At 70.8% G+C, this 20,025-nt stretch carries 22 protein-coding genes; 19 read left to right on the top strand and 3 right to left on the bottom strand.

Annotation, left to right across the window (positions count from 1 at the left end; all coding sequences use genetic code 11):
- The first annotated feature begins 11 nt into the window (after positions 1-11).
- From GA0115242_RS08065 to GA0115242_RS08050, 4 genes are all read left to right on the top strand, one after another.
- Positions 12-854, top strand: a complete 843-nt coding sequence (locus tag GA0115242_RS08065) for a hypothetical protein (RefSeq protein WP_093826040.1) — start codon at positions 12-14, stop codon at positions 852-854.
- Positions 851-2,302 (top strand): hypothetical protein, encoded by a 1,452-nt coding sequence (locus GA0115242_RS40660; protein WP_093826037.1) that lies wholly within the window; start codon positions 851-853, stop codon positions 2,300-2,302. Before GA0115242_RS08065 ends, GA0115242_RS40660 begins: the two co-directional genes overlap by 4 nt.
- Positions 2,303-2,602: 300 nt before the next feature.
- Positions 2,603-3,178 (top strand): hypothetical protein, encoded by a 576-nt coding sequence (locus tag GA0115242_RS08055; RefSeq protein WP_093826034.1) that lies wholly within the window; start codon positions 2,603-2,605, stop codon positions 3,176-3,178.
- Between the two features lie 68 nt (positions 3,179-3,246).
- Positions 3,247-3,834: a hypothetical protein gene (locus GA0115242_RS08050; protein WP_093826032.1), complete on the top strand. Its 588-nt coding sequence runs from the start codon at positions 3,247-3,249 to the stop codon at positions 3,832-3,834.
- A gap of 13 nt (positions 3,835-3,847) precedes the next feature.
- Here the strand turns inward: GA0115242_RS08050 and GA0115242_RS08045 are convergent, their stop codons facing one another.
- From GA0115242_RS08045 to GA0115242_RS08035, 3 genes are all read right to left on the bottom strand, one after another.
- Positions 3,848-5,260: a PE-PGRS family protein gene (locus tag GA0115242_RS08045; protein ID WP_093826029.1), complete on the bottom strand. Its 1,413-nt coding sequence runs from the start codon at positions 5,258-5,260 to the stop codon at positions 3,848-3,850.
- 115 nt (positions 5,261-5,375) lie between these two features.
- Positions 5,376-6,071 carry a hypothetical protein gene (locus GA0115242_RS08040; protein WP_093826026.1) on the bottom strand — a complete coding sequence of 232 codons (696 nt, stop codon included), beginning with the start codon at positions 6,069-6,071 and terminating at the stop codon, positions 5,376-5,378.
- A gap of 175 nt (positions 6,072-6,246) precedes the next feature.
- The gene (locus tag GA0115242_RS08035; protein WP_141721538.1) at positions 6,247-6,555 is read right to left on the bottom strand and encodes a hypothetical protein; all 309 of its coding nucleotides are present in this window, start codon (positions 6,553-6,555) and stop codon (positions 6,247-6,249) included.
- A 302-nt stretch (positions 6,556-6,857) separates the two neighbouring features.
- Here GA0115242_RS08035 and GA0115242_RS08030 point away from each other — a divergent pair, with 302 nt between their 5' ends.
- The 15 genes from GA0115242_RS08030 to GA0115242_RS07960 all read left to right on the top strand — a co-directional run.
- Complete coding sequence (locus GA0115242_RS08030; protein ID WP_093826023.1) at positions 6,858-7,436, top strand: hypothetical protein; 579 nt, start codon at positions 6,858-6,860, stop codon at positions 7,434-7,436.
- 64 nt (positions 7,437-7,500) lie between these two features.
- Positions 7,501-8,298 carry a hypothetical protein gene (locus tag GA0115242_RS08025; protein ID WP_237548922.1) on the top strand — a complete coding sequence of 266 codons (798 nt, stop codon included), beginning with the start codon at positions 7,501-7,503 and terminating at the stop codon, positions 8,296-8,298.
- 105 nt (positions 8,299-8,403) lie between these two features.
- On the top strand, positions 8,404-9,645 hold the full coding sequence (locus GA0115242_RS08020) for a mucin-2 (RefSeq protein ID WP_093826019.1): 1,242 nt from the start codon (positions 8,404-8,406) through the stop codon (positions 9,643-9,645).
- A 142-nt stretch (positions 9,646-9,787) separates the two neighbouring features.
- Entirely contained in the window at positions 9,788-10,453 is a 666-nt protein-coding gene (locus tag GA0115242_RS08015; protein ID WP_093826017.1) for a hypothetical protein, read from the top strand.
- Positions 10,432-11,508 carry a hypothetical protein gene (locus GA0115242_RS08010; protein WP_141721536.1) on the top strand — a complete coding sequence of 359 codons (1,077 nt, stop codon included), beginning with the start codon at positions 10,432-10,434 and terminating at the stop codon, positions 11,506-11,508. The genes GA0115242_RS08015 and GA0115242_RS08010 overlap by 22 nt, the downstream gene beginning before the upstream one ends.
- A 528-nt stretch (positions 11,509-12,036) precedes the next feature.
- Positions 12,037-12,774 carry a hypothetical protein gene (locus GA0115242_RS08005; RefSeq protein WP_093826013.1) on the top strand — a complete coding sequence of 246 codons (738 nt, stop codon included), beginning with the start codon at positions 12,037-12,039 and terminating at the stop codon, positions 12,772-12,774.
- A gap of 18 nt (positions 12,775-12,792) precedes the next feature.
- Positions 12,793-13,632: a hypothetical protein gene (locus tag GA0115242_RS08000; RefSeq protein ID WP_093826011.1), complete on the top strand. Its 840-nt coding sequence runs from the start codon at positions 12,793-12,795 to the stop codon at positions 13,630-13,632.
- Positions 13,629-14,936 (top strand): CpaF family protein, encoded by a 1,308-nt coding sequence (locus GA0115242_RS07995; RefSeq protein ID WP_093826009.1) that lies wholly within the window; start codon positions 13,629-13,631, stop codon positions 14,934-14,936. The genes GA0115242_RS08000 and GA0115242_RS07995 overlap by 4 nt, the downstream gene beginning before the upstream one ends.
- A 2-nt stretch (positions 14,937-14,938) precedes the next feature.
- Positions 14,939-15,913: a type II secretion system F family protein gene (locus GA0115242_RS07990; RefSeq protein WP_093826105.1), complete on the top strand. Its 975-nt coding sequence runs from the start codon at positions 14,939-14,941 to the stop codon at positions 15,911-15,913.
- Positions 15,910-16,833 (top strand): type II secretion system F family protein, encoded by a 924-nt coding sequence (locus GA0115242_RS07985; protein WP_161353034.1) that lies wholly within the window; start codon positions 15,910-15,912, stop codon positions 16,831-16,833. The genes GA0115242_RS07990 and GA0115242_RS07985 overlap by 4 nt, the downstream gene beginning before the upstream one ends.
- A 155-nt stretch (positions 16,834-16,988) precedes the next feature.
- Positions 16,989-17,240 (top strand): hypothetical protein, encoded by a 252-nt coding sequence (locus tag GA0115242_RS07980; protein ID WP_093826007.1) that lies wholly within the window; start codon positions 16,989-16,991, stop codon positions 17,238-17,240.
- 29 nt (positions 17,241-17,269) lie between these two features.
- Complete coding sequence (locus GA0115242_RS07975; protein ID WP_093826005.1) at positions 17,270-17,728, top strand: TadE family protein; 459 nt, start codon at positions 17,270-17,272, stop codon at positions 17,726-17,728.
- Positions 17,725-18,246, top strand: a complete 522-nt coding sequence (locus tag GA0115242_RS07970; protein WP_093826003.1) for a TadE/TadG family type IV pilus assembly protein — start codon at positions 17,725-17,727, stop codon at positions 18,244-18,246. Before GA0115242_RS07975 ends, GA0115242_RS07970 begins: the two co-directional genes overlap by 4 nt.
- The gene (locus GA0115242_RS07965; protein ID WP_093826001.1) at positions 18,243-18,713 is read left to right on the top strand and encodes a pilus assembly protein TadG-related protein; all 471 of its coding nucleotides are present in this window, start codon (positions 18,243-18,245) and stop codon (positions 18,711-18,713) included. The genes GA0115242_RS07970 and GA0115242_RS07965 overlap by 4 nt, the downstream gene beginning before the upstream one ends.
- 347 nt (positions 18,714-19,060) lie before the next feature.
- Positions 19,061-20,025, top strand: a 965-nt coding sequence (locus GA0115242_RS07960; protein WP_370672255.1) for a LysM peptidoglycan-binding domain-containing protein, incomplete at its 3' end; no start/stop codon positions are given.

Here is a 20,025-nt window from a genome sequence, read left to right as displayed (position 1 = left end):
GAACCCCTCCCGTGCCCTCGTACGACAGCTCCCGCGCCCGCTTCCGCCTCGCCGACCGGCACATCGCCGTCTTCGCCCACCTGCTGGACGGTGAGACACCGCCCGAGGAACTCTGGGAGTCGCTGGTCGAACTGCAACGCCTCGGCCTGGTCGGCGAGGAGGGCGAACTCGCCCCGGTGCTGCGGGATCTGCTCGGCGCGCTCGCCGACCCCGTCGTGCTGATCCAGGTCGAGGTGACCGGCGAGCACGGACCCGTCAACCACGGCGTCGTCGTCGGGCAGGACGCCGTCATCTCGCACGACGGCTGGCCCGGCGAGGAGGAGTCGGAGTACGTCTCCATCGAGCCGAACACCCTCGTCTGGGACCTCGCCCGCAAGGTCAACCTGCACCGGGGCGAGAAGCCGGAGGAGGGGGCTCCCGAGGTGCGCGTCGCGACGACGATGCGGGCGCTCGACGCGGCCTTCGTCGCGCTGGAGGAGCCGGGCGCCGACGACGACGCGACCCGCGCGCTGGTCCGCGACGCCGTCACCGCGGCCGACCCCGACCTCGAGGGGACCGCGCTCGATCTCTTCCGCGACCTGGTGGTCTCGCTCAACGCGACCTGGCGCGTCACGACCGCGTGGGACGGCAGGCACGACGGTCGGACCTCCACGATGATCCGCGCCCTCGCCGTCTGGGACTGCGGCCCCCTCGGCTACTGGCTGCGCGAACAGCCGGAGGAGCCGATCACCGCGGGCCAGGTCGGCCCGGACAGCCCGCTGGTCCTGCGCGGGTCGGACTCGGGCGAGGTCTGGGAGAAACTGACGGATCTGCTGCCGGACCGGGAAGAGCTGAACGTCGCCGACACGGCATGAGAAGCATCGATCCGGACGACGTCGACCGGCTGGCGACCCTGCTCGACGGTCGCGACGGCATCGCCGACAAGCTGGACGAGGCGATGACACGCGCGTCCCGCCTGGGCGTCTCAGCGGAACTCGCTCCACTGAAACCCCTGCGCACCTGGGCCACGGAGACGGCCGCCGACCTCCGGGGGCGAGCGGCCGTCGCCCGTCTGGAGAACGGGGACCCGGACGCGGGGCTCAGGTGGGCGGGGTTCAGCAAGAAGGAGGTCGCCGAGGTGGCGGTGTACCTCAAGGCTCCGGGCGCCGTCCTCATCGCCAACGCCCTGGCCGTCGAAGGCGGACCTGAGGCGGAGGCCTACCGCCGCAGGTCAAGGGAGTCCCTTGACGACTGGGTCGACCGCCTGCGGGCCCACGGGATCGCGAAGATCCCGGTGTTCAGGCCGTACGAGAAAGAAATTGGCGAACTTCTCGGTGCCGTGGGTGACGTCAGATCGACAGTGGGACATGGTGGAAGAGCCGCGTTCCAGACGGTGAACGTGACCAAGGTGGTGATGGGGAACTCGCTGACACGGGGCGTACTGCACACGCGTAAGGCTCAGCTTGCTGGTGTCCTCCAGAGACTCGCTGCCAGGAGCTGGTGGGTGCCACAGAAGGTGGACCAATGGGCGGTCGGCCTCGTCGAGTGGAAGCCGGTCGTAAAATCTCTCTCTGCGCCGGGTACTTGGCTTCCGAGCAAGCTCGCCGGGATAGCGTCCAATAATTCCCTGTACCGCAATCTCGCCAGAGTGCCCTTCCTGAACTCGCAAATACTCTCCCAGGTGGGTGAAGGGTATGACTTCCTTCGTGATTCGGGGGCAATGACCAATCGTCAGCTATTCGGTATGACCGGAAAGCAGCTGGTCGATGGGATCGTGGGCTCCGATGACTTGGCTCGTGAATTCGGCGGGCTTACCCATTCCGGGGTCGAGGTGCAGCGTGCTGCCAATGCGAGCTACTGGAAGGTGGGTAAGAATGCTTTCGCGTCGTCCCGCATTTCTGGTGGCGGGCGACTGGCGGCTGCTGGTGAGGGGCTCAGGGCCGCGGGGCGTATGGGAGGCCTTCTGCGCGGTGCAGGCGTCGTCGGTGGCGCGGCGTCCACCGTTTACAGCGGCGTGAACTTGGTTGCCCAGGGAAACCCGGTGAGCCACTTCGGAAGCCGTGAGGAGGGCGCCAAGTATGTTGCCGATGTGGCTGAGGTCGGCTTCAATGCGTCTCTCACGGCAGCTACGGTCGCACCTAACCCCGTCACGCTCGGAGCAGTGGCGGTGACAGGAGCGGTTTACGCCGGGGCCAAGGTCGTTGAACACTGGGACGACATCAAGGGTGGCGCGAGCAAGGCCAAGGCTTGGGCGGGCGACAAGGCCAAGGACTTGGGGAAGAGTCTCGCCAATTCCAAGGCCAACCCGATGAACTGGGTTTAGAAAGACAATTTTCAGAGATGGCGGGTTTCTGATTCTACCGTCGAGTGGAGTGGCATGGGCCCGGCCTGGAAAACTGCACAGCTTGGCCGTCGTCCTGGTGCTCGAAGAGGTCAACGCGACCTTCCTGACGACGATCGAGGCGCCCGTGCCGGTGGCAGAGTCTCGTTCAGCGGCTTGTAGCGGGGAGAGATCAGCCCGGAGCAGCGGCCGAACCGGGGAGCCGGGTGGGCGGGGGAGTGGGCGCAGATCTGGCCCGAAGAAGTGCCGAGTGTTCGATGAGTTGACTGCGGAGAAGGAACGATGGGCGATTTCGAGTTCGAGTTGATTCCTGAGCTGCAAGGGCCCCTGCGCGCCGGTTACACCGGCACCGTGGGTCCTTTCGGGGAGGTGCGGGTCCTCGCCCCGTACTCCGGGCCGGGTGAGGAGCCGCCGCGCAGGGCCACCGTCACCGGCGACGGGTTCCCGGACGCGGTGTTCAGCGGAGGCGCGGCCAATCGGCCCTCCCTGGACGGCGGCATGCTGAAGATCGACGAGGTCGCGGTGGACCTGGAACTGAAGGTGAAGGGCGTCCGCAAGGGGTCCCGCTGGCTGGAGATCAGGCACCAGGGGCACGCCTACATCTACGAGGCGGCGGGCTGGACGGCGCGCCTCAGACGGGACGGACTGGACGTGACGACCGGCCGGGGCCGCTACATCCCCGAGGTCGGCGGAACACGCGTCGGCAGGGTCGAAGGCGACGCCACCGCCACCGACCTCGCGCTGGCCCTCGTCCTGGAGGAGGTCGACACGTCGGTGCTCACCACCAGCGGAGCCCTCTTCGCCATCCCCCTGCGCTTCCTCTTCGGCAGGCAGCGCGACGAAGGCAGCCCGGAGTAGCCGGACCCCCCGTCAGAACCACGTCCAAGGCCAACCCGATGAACTGGTTCTAGAAAGAGGATGCATCGATGACGGGTTTCGATTTCACGCTGAAGTCGAACGACACGTACCCCGTTCCGGACGGCTTCACCGCGAACGCCGGGCCCTTCGGCGCCGTGAGCGTGGTCAGGCCGAGGGGAGAGCCTGGGCGGGCACACCTGCGGCAGGTGCTCCTGAGCGGGCCCTCGTTCCCCGACGCGGAATTCAACGGAGGCGCGGGTATCCTCCCGTCGGTGGACGGGGGTCGGCTGACGGTGGACGGCACTCCGGTGGCCATGGCCCTCAAGGTGCAGGGGATCCGGAAGGGATCACGCCGGCTGGAGCTGAACTTCCGCGGACAGCACTACACGTACACCTCCAACGGCTTCATGAAGCGGGCGCAGCTCAGCAGGGACGACGTCACGATCACCCTGGACACGCCCCCCTGGAAAAAGGGGGATGGCCGCCCCGCCCGGCAGGTCAGCGTCGAGGGAGAAGCGCTCGTCACGGACCTCACCATCGCCCTGGTGCTCGAAGAGGTCAACACGAACTCCCTGACGACGATGGGGGCGATCCTGTCGATTCCGGGCAAGGTTCTCTTCAGCGGTGCGCAGCGCGACGAAGGCAGCCCGGAGTGATCGGAAACCCCCGTCAGAACCAATTCATGGGGTTCGCCTTGGACTTGGCGATGCTCTTGCCCAGGTCCTTCGTCTTGTCGCCGACCCAGTCGGCCGCCTTGCCCGCGCCCTTCTTGATGTCGTCCCAGTGCTCCACGACCTTCGCCCCCGCGTACACCGCCCCGAAGCCGACGGCGAGGCCGATGGTGACGGGGTTGGGGGCGATCATCGCGGCCGTCATCGACGCGTTGAACCCGACCTCGGCGACGTCCGCCACATAGCCCGCGCCGTTGCGCTGGAACGCCTTGACCGGGTTGCCCTGCGCGACGACGTTCGCGGCGCTGAACACCGTCGAGGCGGCGCTGCCCGCGACGCCCGCCCCGCGCAGGAACCCGGCGACCTTGCCCGCCCCGGCGAGTCCCTTGGTGACCGACGCGGTGCGGCTGAAGCCGAGGTCGCGGGCCTTGGAGTAGATGTTGCCCGAGGTCCTGAGCAGGTTCGCGTTGCCGGCGCGGGTGACCGCCTGCCCGGAGTGGGTGAGGCCGCCGTAGCGGGCCGCGAGGGTGTCGGAACCCACGATGAAGTCGATCGCCTTGTTCGCCGAAACCCCCTTCCAGATGGGGGACTTCATGAACTTCAGGCCGCGGATGACGTCGTAGCCCTTGCCCGTCCACTCGGCGACCTTCGCCTTGGTGCCGGGGACCGTCTGCGCCCATTGGCCGAGCTTGCTCGGGAACCAGCTTCCGGGGGCGCCCAACGACCGTATCTTCGGCGTGTACTTGATGAGCTTGGTGCCCGACCAGCGCAGCAGGTTGTTGTCCGAGCCGCGCAGCGTGACGCCGATGCGGGTCTTCCAGGTCCGCAGCAGCCCCTCCTTGAAGGAGTTGCCGACCAGCACCTTGGTGAGCGCGGCGCCCTGGATGGTGACGGTGGCCGTGGTCGCGTTGACCGACTTCCAGTCGCCGTACAGGTCGATCACCGTCATGATCGTCGACGCGTGCGGCTTCAGCCCCGGTATCTGCTCCAGCGCGTGCGCCTTGATCCGCGAGATCCAGTCGTTCAGCGACTCGTTGGACTTACGCTTGAAGGCGTCGGCCTTCGGATCGTCGCTGGCGGCAACGGAGTTGGCGAGCAGGATCTCGTCGGGGGAGAGCCCCTCGCCCTCGTGCTCCTTGAGGAAGGCGTCGATCTCCTTGCCGCTGAAACCGGCCCAGAGCACACCGGCTTCCGGGTCACCGCTCTCCAGCCTGGCGATCGCCGCCCGCTTGCGGAGGTCGGGACCGGTGTCGGACACCCAGCTCCGCAGCGGCTTCAGCGACGTCAGCCGACTGGAGACACCCAGCCGCGAGGCCCTGGAGAACGCCTCGTCGAGGTTGTCCCGGACACCGCCCTTGCCGTCCAGCAGCCGGGCGAGCTGATCCAGGTCGTCCGGATTGACGCTCCTCACGCTCTTGCCCCCTCAACGGTGTGGACCCCCGCGCACACCACTGGCCGCATCCTACGCACGCGCCCGTCGCGCCACCCCGGCCCCGGCGTTCCCACAGCGCCGCACCACAGAACCGTTACGCGTCACCCACCAGAGCGAACGCGAACGCGAGCCGCCGGTCGAGCCAGGTCGCCTCGATCTTCACCTCCCGGCTGCCCTCGGACGTCATGACGATCTTGTCGTCGGCCCGCCACTCCAGGGACCGCGCCTTGCCCGTCGTCTTCTCGTCCGTGCCCGCGTGGAAGAGGCTGTCCACGGCCTCGAACGCGGCCCGCACCGCGAACCGGCTCGCGACCTGCCCCGCGCTGCCGCTCGCCCACTCGTTGCGCCCGACGATCTCGGGACGGCCGGGCTGCTCGATGCGCCAGGTGTGCTTGAAGGGACGCTTCGGCGGAACGCGCCGCAGCACGCCGATGACCTCGCCCCCGGCGTCGCGGACGGTGTGCCGGGTCTCGCCGTCCGCCTCCTCGGGCTCGTCGACCCAGCACAGCAGGCGCTGGGCGTCGGCGTCCTCGTAGAGGGTGAGTTCGGGACGGGACGGCAGCCCGGCCACCGACGACGAGCCGAGGAACGCGCAGGGGGCGAGGACGGGACGGTCCTTGCCGCCGGTCGGCACGCGCACGGCGGGCTTGCCGAAGACCGACCGGGGCTGCTTGGGGGTCCGGGGGCGCTCGACGGACCCGACGACGAACCGGAAGACGGTCTCCCAGGGAACGGGGTCCACCGGCCCCTCCTCCGCCGGCTTCGCCTTGCTGTTCCTGCTGAACGCCACATCCGCCTCCACGGCCGTGTTTCCGCCTCGGTCGGCACGACTCTACCGACGCGATCGCACGGCTTTACGAGAGCGGCCGAGGAGGGCCAGGGGCGGGACGGGGTATCCGCGGCGGTCCGGCGAGCGGGGCTTCGGGCGGTGAACTCACCTTCGCCGCCTGCCGCTCAGGGCTGCCTCAGCGGGGCAGTCCGGCGGGGAGGTCACACCGGGCGTCAGCGAGGTCGTCCGCGCGGGCGACATCGGAGACGTCGCCGTATCCGTCCGACGCGTCGAGGTCGCTCATGTCGTCCCAGAGCCGCAGGGTTCCCCGCGCACCCAGCGCGCCCACGATCCTCTCGGCGAAGGGGTACGCGTCGTGGTTCTGGGCGAAGAGCCGGTTCAACTCGTCGAATTCCGCGGTATCGAGGTCCGCCGGGTTCTTCTCCGCCACATCCGTGGCCCGCTCTACGGCCTTCGCCGCAGCGGCGTCGGCAGCGCGGTTCACCGCACAGGCAGGTGGTCCCGGGGCCAGGAAGCCATGTGCAGGATGTCCCCGCCCCGCCCCCGCCTTGCGCTCCGGACGTGCGTGGAGCCCCTGTCCGCTGTGCCGGTGTCCGAGGTCGGAGACGGCTGGGGCGGGAGCCGAAGGCAGCGTCGAGCCGGAAGCCCTGACGGTATCCGTGCTCTTCGCTTTTCGGCAGGGCGAAGTCGGCGCAGGGCCAGCCGACTCGCGAGCGCGCGGTCCCGATCGTCCTTCCTTTACGATGCGTTGTGTTTTCGATGGCGAATGGGGAGGGCGTCAGACGGATGAGCGGGGTCAGGTTCGAGCTTCGACGCGCGGAGTCCGGCCGGGGTCGCCGGGGCGAGGTCTTCTCCTGGGCGGGGCAGGTGGACGGCGTCGGGGACGTCCGGTTGGAGTTCCCCACGGAGCACAGCGACTATCCCGCCGAGTACTGCGAAGTGGCCGTGAGCGGGGAGGGGTTCCCGCTCACCACGTTTCTCGGGCTGCGTTATCTGCGGCGACCGCTGTTGGCGCGCGGCGAGTTGCGGGTGGAGTGGGAGCCCGCCGATCTCTCCCGGAACGCGCTGCTGCCGGGACGGCGAGGGCGCGCCCTTCGCATCCACCTCAAGGACCGGGCCTACGTGTACAGCCAGCGGGGCGGCAAGCGCGGGCACGAGCTGAGCCGTGACGGCGCCACCGTCCTTTTCGAGCGCTCCAGTTGGCGGCTTCCGCAGACCATCTCCGGTACCTGCCTCGGCGCGGCCGACGCGCTCGACATCGGCGTCGGTCTGGTCCTCGAAGGTGTGTACACCCGGAACCTCACGGCGACCGGGGCGCTCGTCTCGCTGCCCGGACGTCTCCTCAACCGGATCAGCGACCTCTGATCCGGCGCCCCCTCACGTCGACCGACGCCTTCTCGGACGGACGGAACAACGAACCATGCCCTCCATGGACATCGCCCGGCGACGGCTGCGGCTGTCGGACTCCCACATCAGCGTCCTCGGTCTGCTGGCCGAAGAGGGACGTCTGCCTCAGGAGCTGGCCACGGCGAAGCGCGAATTGGTCACCGCCGGGATCATCGACGGCGAAGACAAGATCGTCGCAGAGCTGTACCCGTTGGTCTCCACGCTCATGGTGCCGCGCGTGATCGCGCAGGTCGAACTGTCCGGCCCGCGTGGCACCACACGGAGCGGGGCCGTTGTAGGCGACGACTTCCTGTTCACCCACGAGAACTGGCCCGGTGACACGGAGTCGGAGTACGTCCCCGCAGAACCCGGGACGCTGGTGTGGGGCCTGGCCCGCATGGTCGGCCTGCACCGGGACCTGACCGCCGAGACGGACTCCGCCGAGGAGATCACCACCACGATGGGGGCCTTCGACCGGGTGGTGGAGCGCATGGAGGCGAGCGCTCTCGACGAGCCGCAAGCGATGGCCGGGGACGCCGGGGCTCCGCCGAGGCTCGTCGAGGTACTGGCCCAGCTCAACTGCATGTGGCGGATGACGGTGGTGTGGCACGGAAGTGCGCGGCTGCCGGCCGACGGGAACCCGGCGGTCTCGGGACTCGCTGTCTGGGACTGCGGCCTGGAGGGCTACTGGCTGCGCGAGTTGCCGGCGGAGCCGGTCGCCGATGGCCGAGTGAACTCGGAAAGCGTACTCAGAGTACGGCGCACGTCGGCCGAGCAGCTCTGGCGCATGATCACTGATCTGCTGCCGAGCGGAGACGAATTGCGCGCCGCGAAGACCTGACCGCGCAACGCTTTTCGACCGACGGCGGCAATGTTCTCCGACGCTGAGAACCTTCCCGCTCTGGCCTGTGACGCGTCCCGGCAAACGATCGACATCGGAGAGTCAATGGGTGACCATTCCAAGCGCATGGGGAATCCCGACGACCTGGAGCATCTGGCCGCCCTGTTCGACGGGCGGGGAAAACTCGGCGACAGACTGGACGAGGCGTTCACCCAGGCGTCGAGCCTCGGGGTACGGGACAAACTGGCCCCGCTCAGACCCATGGTGCGCTGGACCGACGACACCGCTGTCGACCTGCGCCGCCGCGCTGCCATCCTCCGGGCCGAGGACGGCGACCCCAGAGCCGCTGCTCTGTACGCGGGCTTCAAGCCGGAGGAACTGCGGGGCGGAGGGCTGCCGCCGGAAGCCATGCTCATCGCGAACGCTTCCGTCGCCGACGCATCGGAATCCGACACCGCCTGGCTCAGAAGGAAGCCGGGGGAGACGTATCAGGACTGGCTGCAGCGGATTCCCGGCGACGCGATCGCCAAGGTGTCCGGCGACAAGAACCTGGGCGAAGTCGTCGGGGACTACATCACCTTGACGGCCCTCGCTTCGACTGTGCCAGGGGCCTTCAAGGTGGCGGCCGCAGGCACCTTGCACCTGATCAAGTACTTCAAGAACGGCACCTTTCTCAAGGCGCCGGGTACGACTCTGGCCCAAATCCTCAAAGGCCGTGCTCCCAGCTACATCCCGGCCCAGGTGGCGCGCCTCGGCGGGACGATCGGCGCCAGGACGCCCCCGGCGATCCTGAGCGCTCTCACCGGCTCGGACACACTCGCCCAACTGCACGGCGGAAAGCTCTGGGCCTGGGAGACCAACGTCCTCAAGGTCGGAAAGAACGTGAGCGCCGCGTCCCGGGCCGCCGGGGCGGGTCGGCTCGGCGCCTTCGCCGGAGGTGCGGGAGCGGCGTTGCGCACCGCAGGGTGGTGGCGTGCCGCCGGTGCAGGCGGCGGCGCGGTCTCGACCGTAGTGGGCGCTGTCGACGTCTGGCAGGAAGGAAACCCCGCGACGGCCTTCAAGCGTGAGGGAGCCGGATACGTCTCGAAGGTCTCCGGTGTCGCTTTCAACGCCTCCCTGACCGCTGCGATGATCGCGCCCAACCCGGTGACGATCGGCGCGGCCGCTGTGACCGGCGCGGTGTACGGAGTCGCCACCATCGTCGACAACTGGGAGACGGTGAAGCGGTTCCCGGGGAAGGTGGCCGACGCGGGGGCGTGGGCAGGGAAAAAGGCCGGAGAAGGTGCCGAGAAGCTCTCGGACGGCGCGAAGGCTCTGGGCAGGAAACTCGGTGGACTCTTCGGTTAGTCGGGTCACCGGCGCCCTGTGAAGGGCTCTCCACGAAGTTCACGGAAGCGCATCGGCCACCGTCGCCGCGTGGCCCGGCCCGTGTGGCGCGTGGGATCATCCCGACGCACGCCGATCGTCCGACTCTGGGGGAACGTAACTCATGGCGACCATCCGACGCGGGGCCGCTGCTGCCGGCCTTCTCGCCTCCCTGGTCCTTGTGACCGGTTGCAGCAGCGACGCGGGCAACGGAGGGGACGGTGACCGGATCGAGGGGGCGGGCGGCGCCGCGACGTCGGCCCCCGCGTCGCCGTCCGCCTCCGCGTCCCGCGACAAGGACGCCCCCGCGTTCGACCTGCCGTCCGACATCACCGTCACCGCCGACCGCGAGGAGACGGGGGACGCGACCAAGGACGCGGTGTTGAGTGACCTCTCCTATGCGGCCCATGCGCGGGTCGAGGCTTTCGGCGCGGGCAAGGGGCAGACCGTCAACATGAACCGCTATTTCGCGGCCAACGCCCTCGTCTACTGGGTCAAGCGGGTCGAGGAGTTCAAGAAGGACGGCCTGACCGTGACGGGCGGTTACCGGTACTACGGCTTCGAGGTCACGGACGTCGCGAAGGGCAAGGCTGCGGCTCGCTACTGCGAGGACCAGAGCAAGGCGTACAACAAGGTGATCAAGAGCGGTGAGGTCCAGCGCACCCGGCCGAGCGACAAGGACTTCGTCCTCTACACGGTGCAGACCGCCAGGGACTCGGCCGGTGACTGGCAGGTGACACAGCAGAGCTGGAAGAAGGGGGACGCGACGTGCCTCCAGGGGCAGAGGTGATCATGCTGCGCCCGGCCCTCCGAACAGCCGTGGTCATCGGTCTCCTCGCGGCGCTGGGGACCGGCTTCCCCGCGAACGCGGGGGAGACCACCGGGGGTGATTCGGGTACCACCGAACCCGATCAGCCGGGCGACGACTCCGGTGGCGACTCCGGCAAGGGTTCCATCGGCGCCCACGTCCGGATCAGCCGGAGCGGGACCGGCTCAGGGCGACCCACCACGCCCGCCACCTCGGCGGACGTGGACTGGAAGCCCCCGGCCTGCTGGTACGAGCCCATGTACACCCCGGACGAGTACGAGAAGTTCATCAAGAGCGCGTACACCGGGGCCAGGGAACCGGCGGCCGGCTACGCGAGGAAGCGCGCCGGGCAGAAGTACCACAAGGGCGACAAGGGCCTCTGGTGGCAGGTGCAGTTCCGCGACGAGAAGTACTCCAGTGTCTGTCCCGTCACCACCGACAACTGGGAGATCTGGGTCCCGCCCGTCGACCCCGCTCCCGATCCGCACAAGCTCACCCCCGAGATCCTCTCCGAACTCGCCTACAACGCGACCGTGTTGCCGACCCCGCCGGTCGTGCTGAAGCCCGGGGCGGGGCGGCTCGTGGTGAATCTCGGGACGCGGGTGACGCTGGACGGGGACTTCGGCCGGGTCTGGACGACCGCCGCGCTCGACCACAAGGGCGTGCGGATGGCCGCGACCACGGTCGCCACCCCCGTCGCGCTCCGGGTCGACGCCGGTACCGCGGACGCGGACCCGCGGTCGTGCACGTACGACCTGGTGGAGCGCGGCGGCGGGTACACAGTCGACAGCGCGGGCGCCGGGTGCGAGGTCACGTACCGGCGCTCCTCCGGCGACGCGGCCTACCCCTTCCGGGCGTCGATCACCTGGAAGGTCACCTGGACCGACTCCGCCGACCCCGACGGACCGGCCCGCGCGCCGGGGCTGCCGGACGGCCTGTCCACCGTCGAGCAGGACGTGACGGTCCGGGAGATCCAGGCCCTCAACCGCGCCCGGGTGACGCGCGGTTCCGCGGGGCGCGTTCATCGGGTCGGGTGACGTCCGTCCGTCCGTCCGCCAGTCCGCCCCTTTCTTCTGGCCGTCTGCCCGTTTGCCCGTCTTCCTGTTCGCCTGTCCCTCCGCCGTGAGCGAATCGTGCCGCCTTCATGAACACAGCGTGAGGAGTGGCCCGGTGGCGCGGACGTACCGACCGGCGGCCGGATTCGCTTCCGCACAGCCGGACCGGGTGGACGAATGCCCCCGCAACCTGCGCTTTCGCGGCCCGAGTTGCAGACGGACAACGAATTGCCCTGTGTGGCGCGGGTGTTCGGAAGCACCTTGAGGGGCTTATGTGCGGCTGATACGGTGCGATGGCTTGACACTCACCCCTGCGGTGGCTAATTGCCCAGGTCGGGCGGTACGTCCGGGTCGTCCCGGACGTCGGTTCACGGGCGGCCCCGGGTGAAGTGTCCTGATTCGCAGAGAATCGACGAGCGCGGCACAGAACAGGCAAGAGAACACGGCACTGAACGCGGTGCCGACTGAGTACTGGTCGAGACCAGCTTGGGCTTACGGGGAGCGTTTGCGTTGAAGATCCAAGAGCGTACGGGGGCGGGCGCGGGACGGCCCGGCGCTCCGGCTCATCCGTCGGTCGGTGACCGGCTTCCCACACCGCCGCGCGAGCGCAAGCCCGCGCTCGCCGCACTCGCGGTCCTCCTCATCCTCGTCGGCGCGCTCGGCGCGACGATGCTGGTGCTCCAGGCCGGTGACCGCGTCGAGGTCGTCAAGGTGACGAAGGAGATCCCGGCGGGCGGCTCGGTCAGCACCGCCAACACGACCTCCGTGCTGGTCGCCGACGACAGCGGCGTCGCGTACATCCCGTGGAAGCAGCTCGACGCGCTCAAGAAGCTGAAGGCGCTCAACCCGATCCCGGCCGGGGTCATCCCCGTGGGCCAGATGTTCGGCGACAGCGCCGGGGTCGCCGAGGGCAAGGCCACGGTCGGGCTCTCCCTCAAGGCCGGTCAGTACCCGAACGGTCTGGAGAGCGGGGACACCGTCGCCGCCTACCGGGTCGGCAGCAGCGGCTCCGGCAGCGGCTCCGGCTCCGGCTCCGGCAGCGGGTCGGGCGGTTCGGCCTCGGGCAGCGCGAACACCCTGATCGTGGATCGGGCCAAGGTCGACTACGCCCGTTCGGAGAAGGGCGACGAGCTGGTCGGGAGCACCAACCTCCCGGTCACGCTGATCGTCGACGCCGACCAGGCGGCGGCGCTCGCGCAGGCCGCCTCCGCCAACGAAGTGGCTCTCGTCCGCGTCTCCGGCAACTAGAAGGCGGCTCCGCACCCCATGGCCCTCATCGCCCTCGCCGCCGACAAGGGTTCCCCCGGCGTCACCACCGCGGCCGTCGCCCTCGCGGCGGTCTGGCCGCGCCGTGTCCTGCTGGCCGAGACCGACCCGGCAGGCGGCGACCTCGTCTACCGCAGCGCCGCCGCGCACGGCGGACCCCTGAACCCCAACACCGGCATGCTCTCCATCGCCGCCACCGCGCGCCGCGGCCTGGTCCCCGACCAACTCTGGGACCACGTACAGCCGTTGAGCGGCGGGCTCGACGTGCTCGTCGGGCTCGGCGGGGCCGAGCAGGCCACCGGGCTCGCCGGTCTCTGGCCGACCCTCGGCCGGGCCTTCGCCTCGCTCGCCGACTCCCCGAACGCGCCCGCCGACGTCATCGCCGACTGCGGCCGCATCAGCGGCGACACCCCCGCCCTCGAACTCCTCCCGCACGCCGCCCTGGTGCTGCTGATCGCCCGCACCGAGCCCGAGGCCATCGCCCGGGTCCGCGACCGGGCCGCCGTCCTGACGACGAAGCTGCACGGCGGTCCGCACGGCGCGGGCGGCCTCGGCACACCGCAGATCGGGGTCGTGCTGGTCGCCGACACCGGCGAGGCCGCGAAGATCTCGGGCCAGGTCGACACCATGCTCGTGCACGCCCGGACCGGCGCCCGGGTGGTCGGCACCATCGCCGACGACCGCGCGGGCGCCGACCAGTTGGCCGGGCGCAGGCGGGGACGGCTCGACAAGTCGCTCCTCGTCCGCAGCGCCCGCAAGGTCACCGCGGACCTCCAGCAGCAGTACGGCGCCGCCTGGTCGGTGCCCACCCCGCCGCCGCACGCGGGGGCCGGCCGATGACCGCGGTCGACCACCAACTGGTCAAGCGGTTCCGGCAGGACGCGGGCGACCGCATCTCCGAGCAGCGCAGGCTCGACCAGGCCGGCGGCGTCACCCCGATGTCCCCCGAGGACGAACGGCAGTACGCCCGCGCGGTGATCGCGCAGATCCTGGAGGAGAACGCCCGCGCGGAGATCAACGCGGGCCGCACCCCGCTGGACGCCGAGACGGAGGAGCAGTACGCGGCGGCCGTGCACGCGGCCCTGTTCGGCGTCGGGCGGCTCCAGCCGCTGCTCGACGACCCGGACGTCGAGAACATCGACATCAACGGCTGCGACCAGGTCTTCGTCGGGTACGCCGACGGCCGGGAGGAGAAGGGCGAACCGGTCGCCGAGACCGACGAGGAACTGATCGAGCTGATCCAGGTGCTCGGCGCCTACTCGGGTCTCTCCTCGCGCCCCTTCGACACCGCCAACCCGCAGCTCGACCTGCGGCTGCCGGACGGCTCCCGGCTGTCGGCCGTGATGGACGTGGCCCGCCGCCCGGCGCTCTCCATCCGCCGGGCCCGGCTGGGCAAGGTGTTCATCTCCGACCTCGTCGGCAACGGCACGCTCAGCCCCGAGGTCGCGCACTTCCTGGCCTGCGCGGTCCGGGCCCGCAAGAACATCATGATCGCGGGCGCCACCAACGCCGGGAAGACGACCCTGCTGCGGGCCCTCGCCAACGAGATCCCCCCGCACGAGCGCCTCATCACCGTGGAGCGCGCCCTCGAACTCGGCCTCGACACCTTCCCCGAACTGCACCCGAACGTCGTGGCGTTCGAGGAGCGGCTGCCCAACTCCGAGGGCCAGGGCGCCATCTCGATGGCGGAGCTGGTCCGCCGCTCGCTGCGCATGAACCCGTCGCGGGTCATCGTCGGCGAGGTCCTCGGCGACGAGATCGTGACGATGCTCAACGCCATGTCGCAGGGCAACGACGGCTCGCTCTCCACGATCCACGCCAACAGCTCGAGCGAGGTCTTCAACCGCATCTCCACCTACGCGTTGCAGGCCACCGAACGGCTGCCGATCGAGGCCAGCCAGATGCTGATCGCGGGCGCCGTCAACTTCGTCGTCTTCGTCCAGCGGCGCAACGACTTCCAGACCGGCGGCCGCCTCCAGCGCGCGGTGACGTCGGTGCGCGAGGTCAACGGCGTCGACGGCCGGGTCCTGTCCAGCGAGGTCTTCGCCGAGGCGCACGACGGACGGGTCGTCCCGCACGCCCCGATCTCCTGCCTGGACGACCTGATCGCCCAGGGCTACCGGCCCACCGGGACATGGGGGTGAACATGACGCCAGTCGCAGCGGGCCCGCTCGGATCCATGGGCGGCCTCTTCTCGACGACCGTGCTGTACTCGGTCGGCTGCGGAGTCGCCGTCGGCGGCGGACTCGCGCTGCTCGTGGCGGCGATCCGCGGGCTGCCCGCGAGACCGGCCCACGAGCGGCAGAAGGCCGCCGAACGGGCCGCGGAGATCGTCCGGTTCGCCGGACGGCGCGGCTCGCTCGCCGCCATCGTCGCCGTCGTCGTCCTGCTGCTGACCCGCTGGGCGGTGGCCGGGATCGCCGCCGGGGTCCTCGTCTTCTTCTGGGACCGGCTGTTCGGCGGCGCCGGGGAGGAACGCGCCGCCATGCGCCGGGTCGAGGCCCTCGCCTCCTGGACGGAGTCGCTGCGCGACACCATCGCGGGCGCCGTCGGCCTCGAACAGGCCATCCCGGCGTCGGCGCGGGCCGCCGCCCCCGTCCTGCGGCCCCATCTCGACGCGCTCGTCGACCGGTTGAGGTCCCGCACCCCGCTGCCCGAGGCGCTCCAGCACCTCGCCGACGAGATCGACGACGCGTCCGCCGACATCATCGTCGCCGCGCTCATCCTCAACGCCCGGCTGCGCGGCCCCGGTCTGCGCCAGGTCCTCGGCGCGCTCGCCAAGTCGGCCCGCGAGGAGGTGGACATGCGCCAGCGCGTGATGGCCCAGCGCTCGTCCACCCGGCGCTCGGTGCAGATCGTCGTCGCCGTCTCGATCGCGTTCGTGCTCGGGCTGTCCGTCTTCAACCGGGACTTCGTCGAGCCGTACGGCACCCCCACCGGCCAGCTCGTCCTGGCCTGCGTCTGCGGCCTGTTCGCGCTCGGCTTCTGGTGGCTGCGCAAGCTCTCCACCATCGAGACGCCCGAACGGTTCCTGGTCCGCGACGACTCCGCCGTCCGGCTCGTCCGCCCGCGCACCGCACCCGGCCAGAGCCCGCAGCAGGAAGAGGGGGTACGACGATGAGCCTGACGATGCCCGTCCTCGTCGGCGCGATCCTGGGCCTCGGCGTGTACGTCCTGGTACGCGCCCTCGTCCCGGCCCGGCGCAGCGCCGTCTCGCAGGTCGCCCGGATCGACGCGATGCGGGCCCGCGGCGCCGCCTACGAGTCCGCGCGGCAGAGCGCCGCACAGGGCAGGTTCGGCGGACTGCGGGCCCAAGTGGGCCTGCGGGTCTCCGAGTTCTATCTTCAGCAGGGCTGGGAGCAGCGCTCGCTGCGGGCCGATCTCGCCGTGCTGGACCGGAGTTGGGAGAACTTCCTCGCCACCAAGGTGCTGCTGGCCGTGGCCGGACTGGTCTTCGGCCCGTTCCTGTTCGCCGTGGTGTGGACGATGAGCCTCGCCGAGGGCCCGGTCGTGCCGGTCTGGCTTGCGCTCGCCTGCGCGGCCCTCTTCTTCTTCCTGCCCGACCTGGAGGTGCGGCGGGACGCGGCCGACAAGCGCCGTGACCTGCGCCGGGTGATCGGCGCCTATCTGGACCTGGTGTCCATGAGCCTGGCGGGCGGGCGGGGTCTGCCGGAGGCGCTGATGGCGGCGGCCGAGGTCTCCGACGGCTGGGCCACCCAGCGCATCCGCAACGCCCTCGCCGACGCCCGCATCACCGGCACCAGCCAGTGGCAGGCGCTCGGGCGGCTCGGCGAGGACATCGGGGTGGAGGAGCTGAAGGACCTCTCCGCCTCGCTGGCGCTGGTCGCCGACGACGGCGCCAAGGTCAGGGAGTCGCTCGCCTCCCGCGCCGAGACCATGCGGCACCGCGAACTCGCCGAGATCGAGGGCAGCGCGGGCGAGAAGTCGCAGTCGATGCTCGTCGCGCAACTGCTGCTGTGCGCCGGGTTCCTGGTCTTCCTGATCTTCCCGGCGGCGATGCGGGTGTTCCAGGTGTCCTGACGCGAGCCCACCCGAGTCCCGCACCGACCGAACCGCCACCCCGTCCGACCGCGTCCCACCGGACGCATCGACCCCACCGAACGCAGCGAACGGCAACCGAAACGGCACACCGCCGCCGGTCGACCGGCGCCCTGCCTCCGAGAGGACAACCCACCATGAAAGCGCGGAACTTCTTCACCGGTGTCCCCGCCGTCGACCTCCTCGTCACCTTCTTCCAGGGCCGGGTGCAGCGCGTCCGCTCCGGTGAACTCGACCGCGGCGCCTCCGCGGTGGAGTGGGTCATCATCTCGGCGGTCGTCGTGGCGATCGTCGGCGTGGTGGCCGCGATCATCAACACCGCCCTCAGCGACGGCGCGAACAAGGTCGGCGACTGCATCAAGGGCGCGAGCGCCAGCAAGACCTGCTGAACGCGCCGACGGGACAAGGGTCTACGGGGATGCCGGTGCGTGTACGCCGCTGGGCACGCCGCCGGGTGGAGGCCGCCTCCGCCCGCGGTGAGTCCGGCATGACCGCGATCGAGTTCGTGCTGCTCACGCCGGTCCTGTTCTTCATGATCTTCGCGACGGTGCAGTTCGCGCTGTACTTCTTCGCCGATCACGTCGCCCAGGCCGCCGCGCAGGCGGGTGCGCGCAAGGCCCGCGCCACCGCGCACGACCAGCCGGGCGCCTGGCGGGGCGAGGCGCGGGACGTGGTGGACAGCTACATCCGCCAACTGGGGCCGCAGTTGGTCCTGGCCCCGGACGTGACGATGCGTCAGCCCGACGCGGACACGGTGGGGGTGGAGATCACGGCCCGCATCCCGACCGTCTTCCCCGGCCTCGACCTGACGGTGCACGCGCGGTCGGAGGGACCGGTGGAGAGATTCGTACGGGACGACGGGGCGGGCGGCCGATGACCCACCGCACCGCAGCCTCCGCCGCAGCGCCCCACGCCCGGCGGGCACGCGCCCGGGTGAACCCCCTCGGCAGGGCGGCCGCCGACGACCGGGGTCCGTCCGCCGCCGCCGACCGGGGTCCGTCCGCCGACGACCGGGGCCTGTCCACCGTCGAGGTGGTCATCCTCGCCCCGGTGATGATCATGTTCATCCTGGTCCTGGTGGCGTTCGGACAGCTCGTCGACGGCCGCGGAGCCCTGGACGGCGCCGCCCGTGACGCGGCCCGTGCCGGTTCGATCCAGAAGGACCACGCGACGGCGATGTCGGAGGCCGCGCGGGCCGCCGAGGCCGACCTCGCCGACGTCTGCTCGGGTCCGGTGAACGTCGTCCAGACCAGCCAGGGCTTCGTCTCCGGCACGATCTTCACGGTCGAGGTGAGCTGCCGGGTGCGCGGCCTGGCCATGCTGGGCCTCGACATCCCCACCACCCTGACGGCGCGCTTCAGTTCACCCCTCGACCCCTTCCGGAGGACCGCGTGAGCAACCTCCGCGCCACGGCCCGCCGTTGGCTCGCCGACCGCCGGGCCCGCCTGGACGACCGGGGTTCGGGAGCAGGCGCCGTCATCGTCTTCGCGCTCGTCTTCCTCTCCCTGTCGGCGTTCGTCATCGATGGCGGGATGTCGATCTCCAAGCGGGAGCGCGCCGCCGACATCGCGGAACAGGCGGCCCGTTACGCGGCCCAGGACATCGACCTGGACGCCCTGTACGACGACGAGGGCGGCGCGGCGCCCATCAACTACCAGAACTGCGACGCCCGGGTGAAGACCTTCGCCCGCACCATGGACCTGAGCGGCGCGGACATCGCGGCCACCCACTGCGTGACGGCGGACGCCGACGAGGTCCGCGTCGAGGTCCAGCTCACCTACGCGCCGGTCTTCACGGGCCTGTTCTACGGCGGGAACGTCGTCGTGCACGGGGACGCCGTGGCGGAGAACGAGGTGGGGTGAGCGACACGACCACGAACCCGCCCACCACCCCCGACGCCGACCGACGCCCCGCAGCGGACGCCGACCGTTGTCCCGCGCCCGACGCCAACTGCCGTCCCGCGCCCGACGCCAACTGCCGTCCCGTACCTGCCACCGACCGCCGTCCCGCACCACCCCATGACCCACGCCCCGCCCGCCGGAGGCACCCCGCCCCCGCCCGCCGAGAGCACCCCACCTCTCTCCCTCCGCTCCCTCCCCTCCGCCCCTCGACCGTGCGAACGCTCCCTCCCTAAGATCTCCGTGGGCTCCACGCGCCCCGCCCCGCCCCCCCATCCCCAGCCCCGACCACAGGACCCAGGACCCCCGTCATGCCGCGACGCCGCACCTCCAGCTCGTCAAGCTCCACGGCTCCGCGGAACCGGACGCCGCAACCCGTGCGCGTCCAGCGGCGTACCGTCGGCGACGTGCTGCGGGCGCTGCTCGCCTTCGCCGCGCTGCTCGTCCTGCTCGCCGGGGTGCCCGCGGCCCTCGTCCTGTTCATCGGGTGGCCGCTGCCCCACGGGGTGCCGAGCCTGGACTGGCTGCGCAGCGAGATCACCGTCTCGACGTTCCTGAACATCCTGACGGTCGTCGTCTGGCTGGCCTGGGCGCAGTTCACCGCCTGTGTGCTGGTCGAGGTGAAGGCCGCGCTCTCCGGTGTCGGCGTCCCCGGGCGGGTGCCCGGCGCGGGCCCGAGTCAGCTCCTCGCCCGGCAGCTCGTCGCCGCGCTGCTGCTGGTCGGGGCCACCGCGGCCGGACTCACCCCCGGGCTCTCGCAGCTCGGGCACTCCGTCGAGGGCGGCCAGAAGCCCGCCGTCGCCGCCGCCCGGCAGACGCCCGGCCTCTTCGCGCAGCAGCAGGAGCGGGCCGCCGACGGCGCCGCCGCCGTCGCCGCGCAGGCGTCGGTGGCCGCCGCGCACGCGGACGCCGCCCACCGGCACGGCGACACGAAGTACTACCGGATCCAGCCGCCCGAGGGCCGCCACCACGACTCGCTCTGGGAGATCGCCCAACGCCACCTCGGCGACGGCCGCCGCTACAAGGAGATCTACGCGCTCAACAAGGACCGCGTGCAGCCCGACGGCTCCAGGCTCTCCGAGGCCAGCCTGATCAGGCCCGGCTGGATCATGGAGATGCCCGGCGACGCCCGCGGCGGCGACCTCGTCGAGGCGCCCGGCGCGACCGCGGGGGTCCCCGCGGAGGTCCGGCGGCAGATCGCCGACTACGCCGGGAGCGGCGACCGGGCCCGGGACGGCGCCGACGCACACGCCCCCGGCGGCACGGACACCGCGCC

Origin of the sequence: Streptomyces sp. SolWspMP-5a-2 (assembly GCF_900091845.1) — a bacterium.
In the GTDB taxonomy this organism is placed as follows: Bacteria; Actinomycetota; Actinomycetes; order Streptomycetales; family Streptomycetaceae; genus Streptomyces; species Streptomyces doudnae.
This window is presented reverse-complemented; position numbering and strand designations above follow the sequence as displayed.

Excerpts from the sequence above, each read along its gene's own strand:
- GA0115242_RS07985 (WP_161353034.1), top strand. The coding sequence starts at position 15,910 with ATGAGCCTGACGATGCCCGTCCTCGTCGGCGCGATCCTGGGCCTCGGC.
- GA0115242_RS08020 (WP_093826019.1), top strand. The coding sequence starts at position 8,404 with ATGGGTGACCATTCCAAGCGCATGGGGAATCCCGACGACCTGGAGCAT.
- GA0115242_RS40660 (WP_093826037.1), top strand. The coding sequence starts at position 851 with ATGAGAAGCATCGATCCGGACGACGTCGACCGGCTGGCGACCCTGCTC.
- GA0115242_RS07970 (WP_093826003.1), top strand. The coding sequence starts at position 17,725 with ATGACCCACCGCACCGCAGCCTCCGCCGCAGCGCCCCACGCCCGGCGG.
- GA0115242_RS07990 (WP_093826105.1), top strand. The coding sequence starts at position 14,939 with ATGACGCCAGTCGCAGCGGGCCCGCTCGGATCCATGGGCGGCCTCTTC.
- GA0115242_RS08030 (WP_093826023.1), top strand. The coding sequence starts at position 6,858 with ATGAGCGGGGTCAGGTTCGAGCTTCGACGCGCGGAGTCCGGCCGGGGT.
- GA0115242_RS08050 (WP_093826032.1), top strand. The coding sequence starts at position 3,247 with ATGACGGGTTTCGATTTCACGCTGAAGTCGAACGACACGTACCCCGTT.
- GA0115242_RS07995 (WP_093826009.1), top strand. The coding sequence starts at position 13,629 with ATGACCGCGGTCGACCACCAACTGGTCAAGCGGTTCCGGCAGGACGCG.
- GA0115242_RS08015 (WP_093826017.1), top strand. The coding sequence starts at position 9,788 with ATGGCGACCATCCGACGCGGGGCCGCTGCTGCCGGCCTTCTCGCCTCC.
- GA0115242_RS08025 (WP_237548922.1), top strand. The coding sequence starts at position 7,501 with ATGGACATCGCCCGGCGACGGCTGCGGCTGTCGGACTCCCACATCAGC.
- GA0115242_RS08000 (WP_093826011.1), top strand. The coding sequence starts at position 12,793 with ATGGCCCTCATCGCCCTCGCCGCCGACAAGGGTTCCCCCGGCGTCACC.
- GA0115242_RS08055 (WP_093826034.1), top strand. The coding sequence starts at position 2,603 with ATGGGCGATTTCGAGTTCGAGTTGATTCCTGAGCTGCAAGGGCCCCTG.
- GA0115242_RS07980 (WP_093826007.1), top strand. The coding sequence starts at position 16,989 with ATGAAAGCGCGGAACTTCTTCACCGGTGTCCCCGCCGTCGACCTCCTC.
- GA0115242_RS07975 (WP_093826005.1), top strand. The coding sequence starts at position 17,270 with ATGCCGGTGCGTGTACGCCGCTGGGCACGCCGCCGGGTGGAGGCCGCC.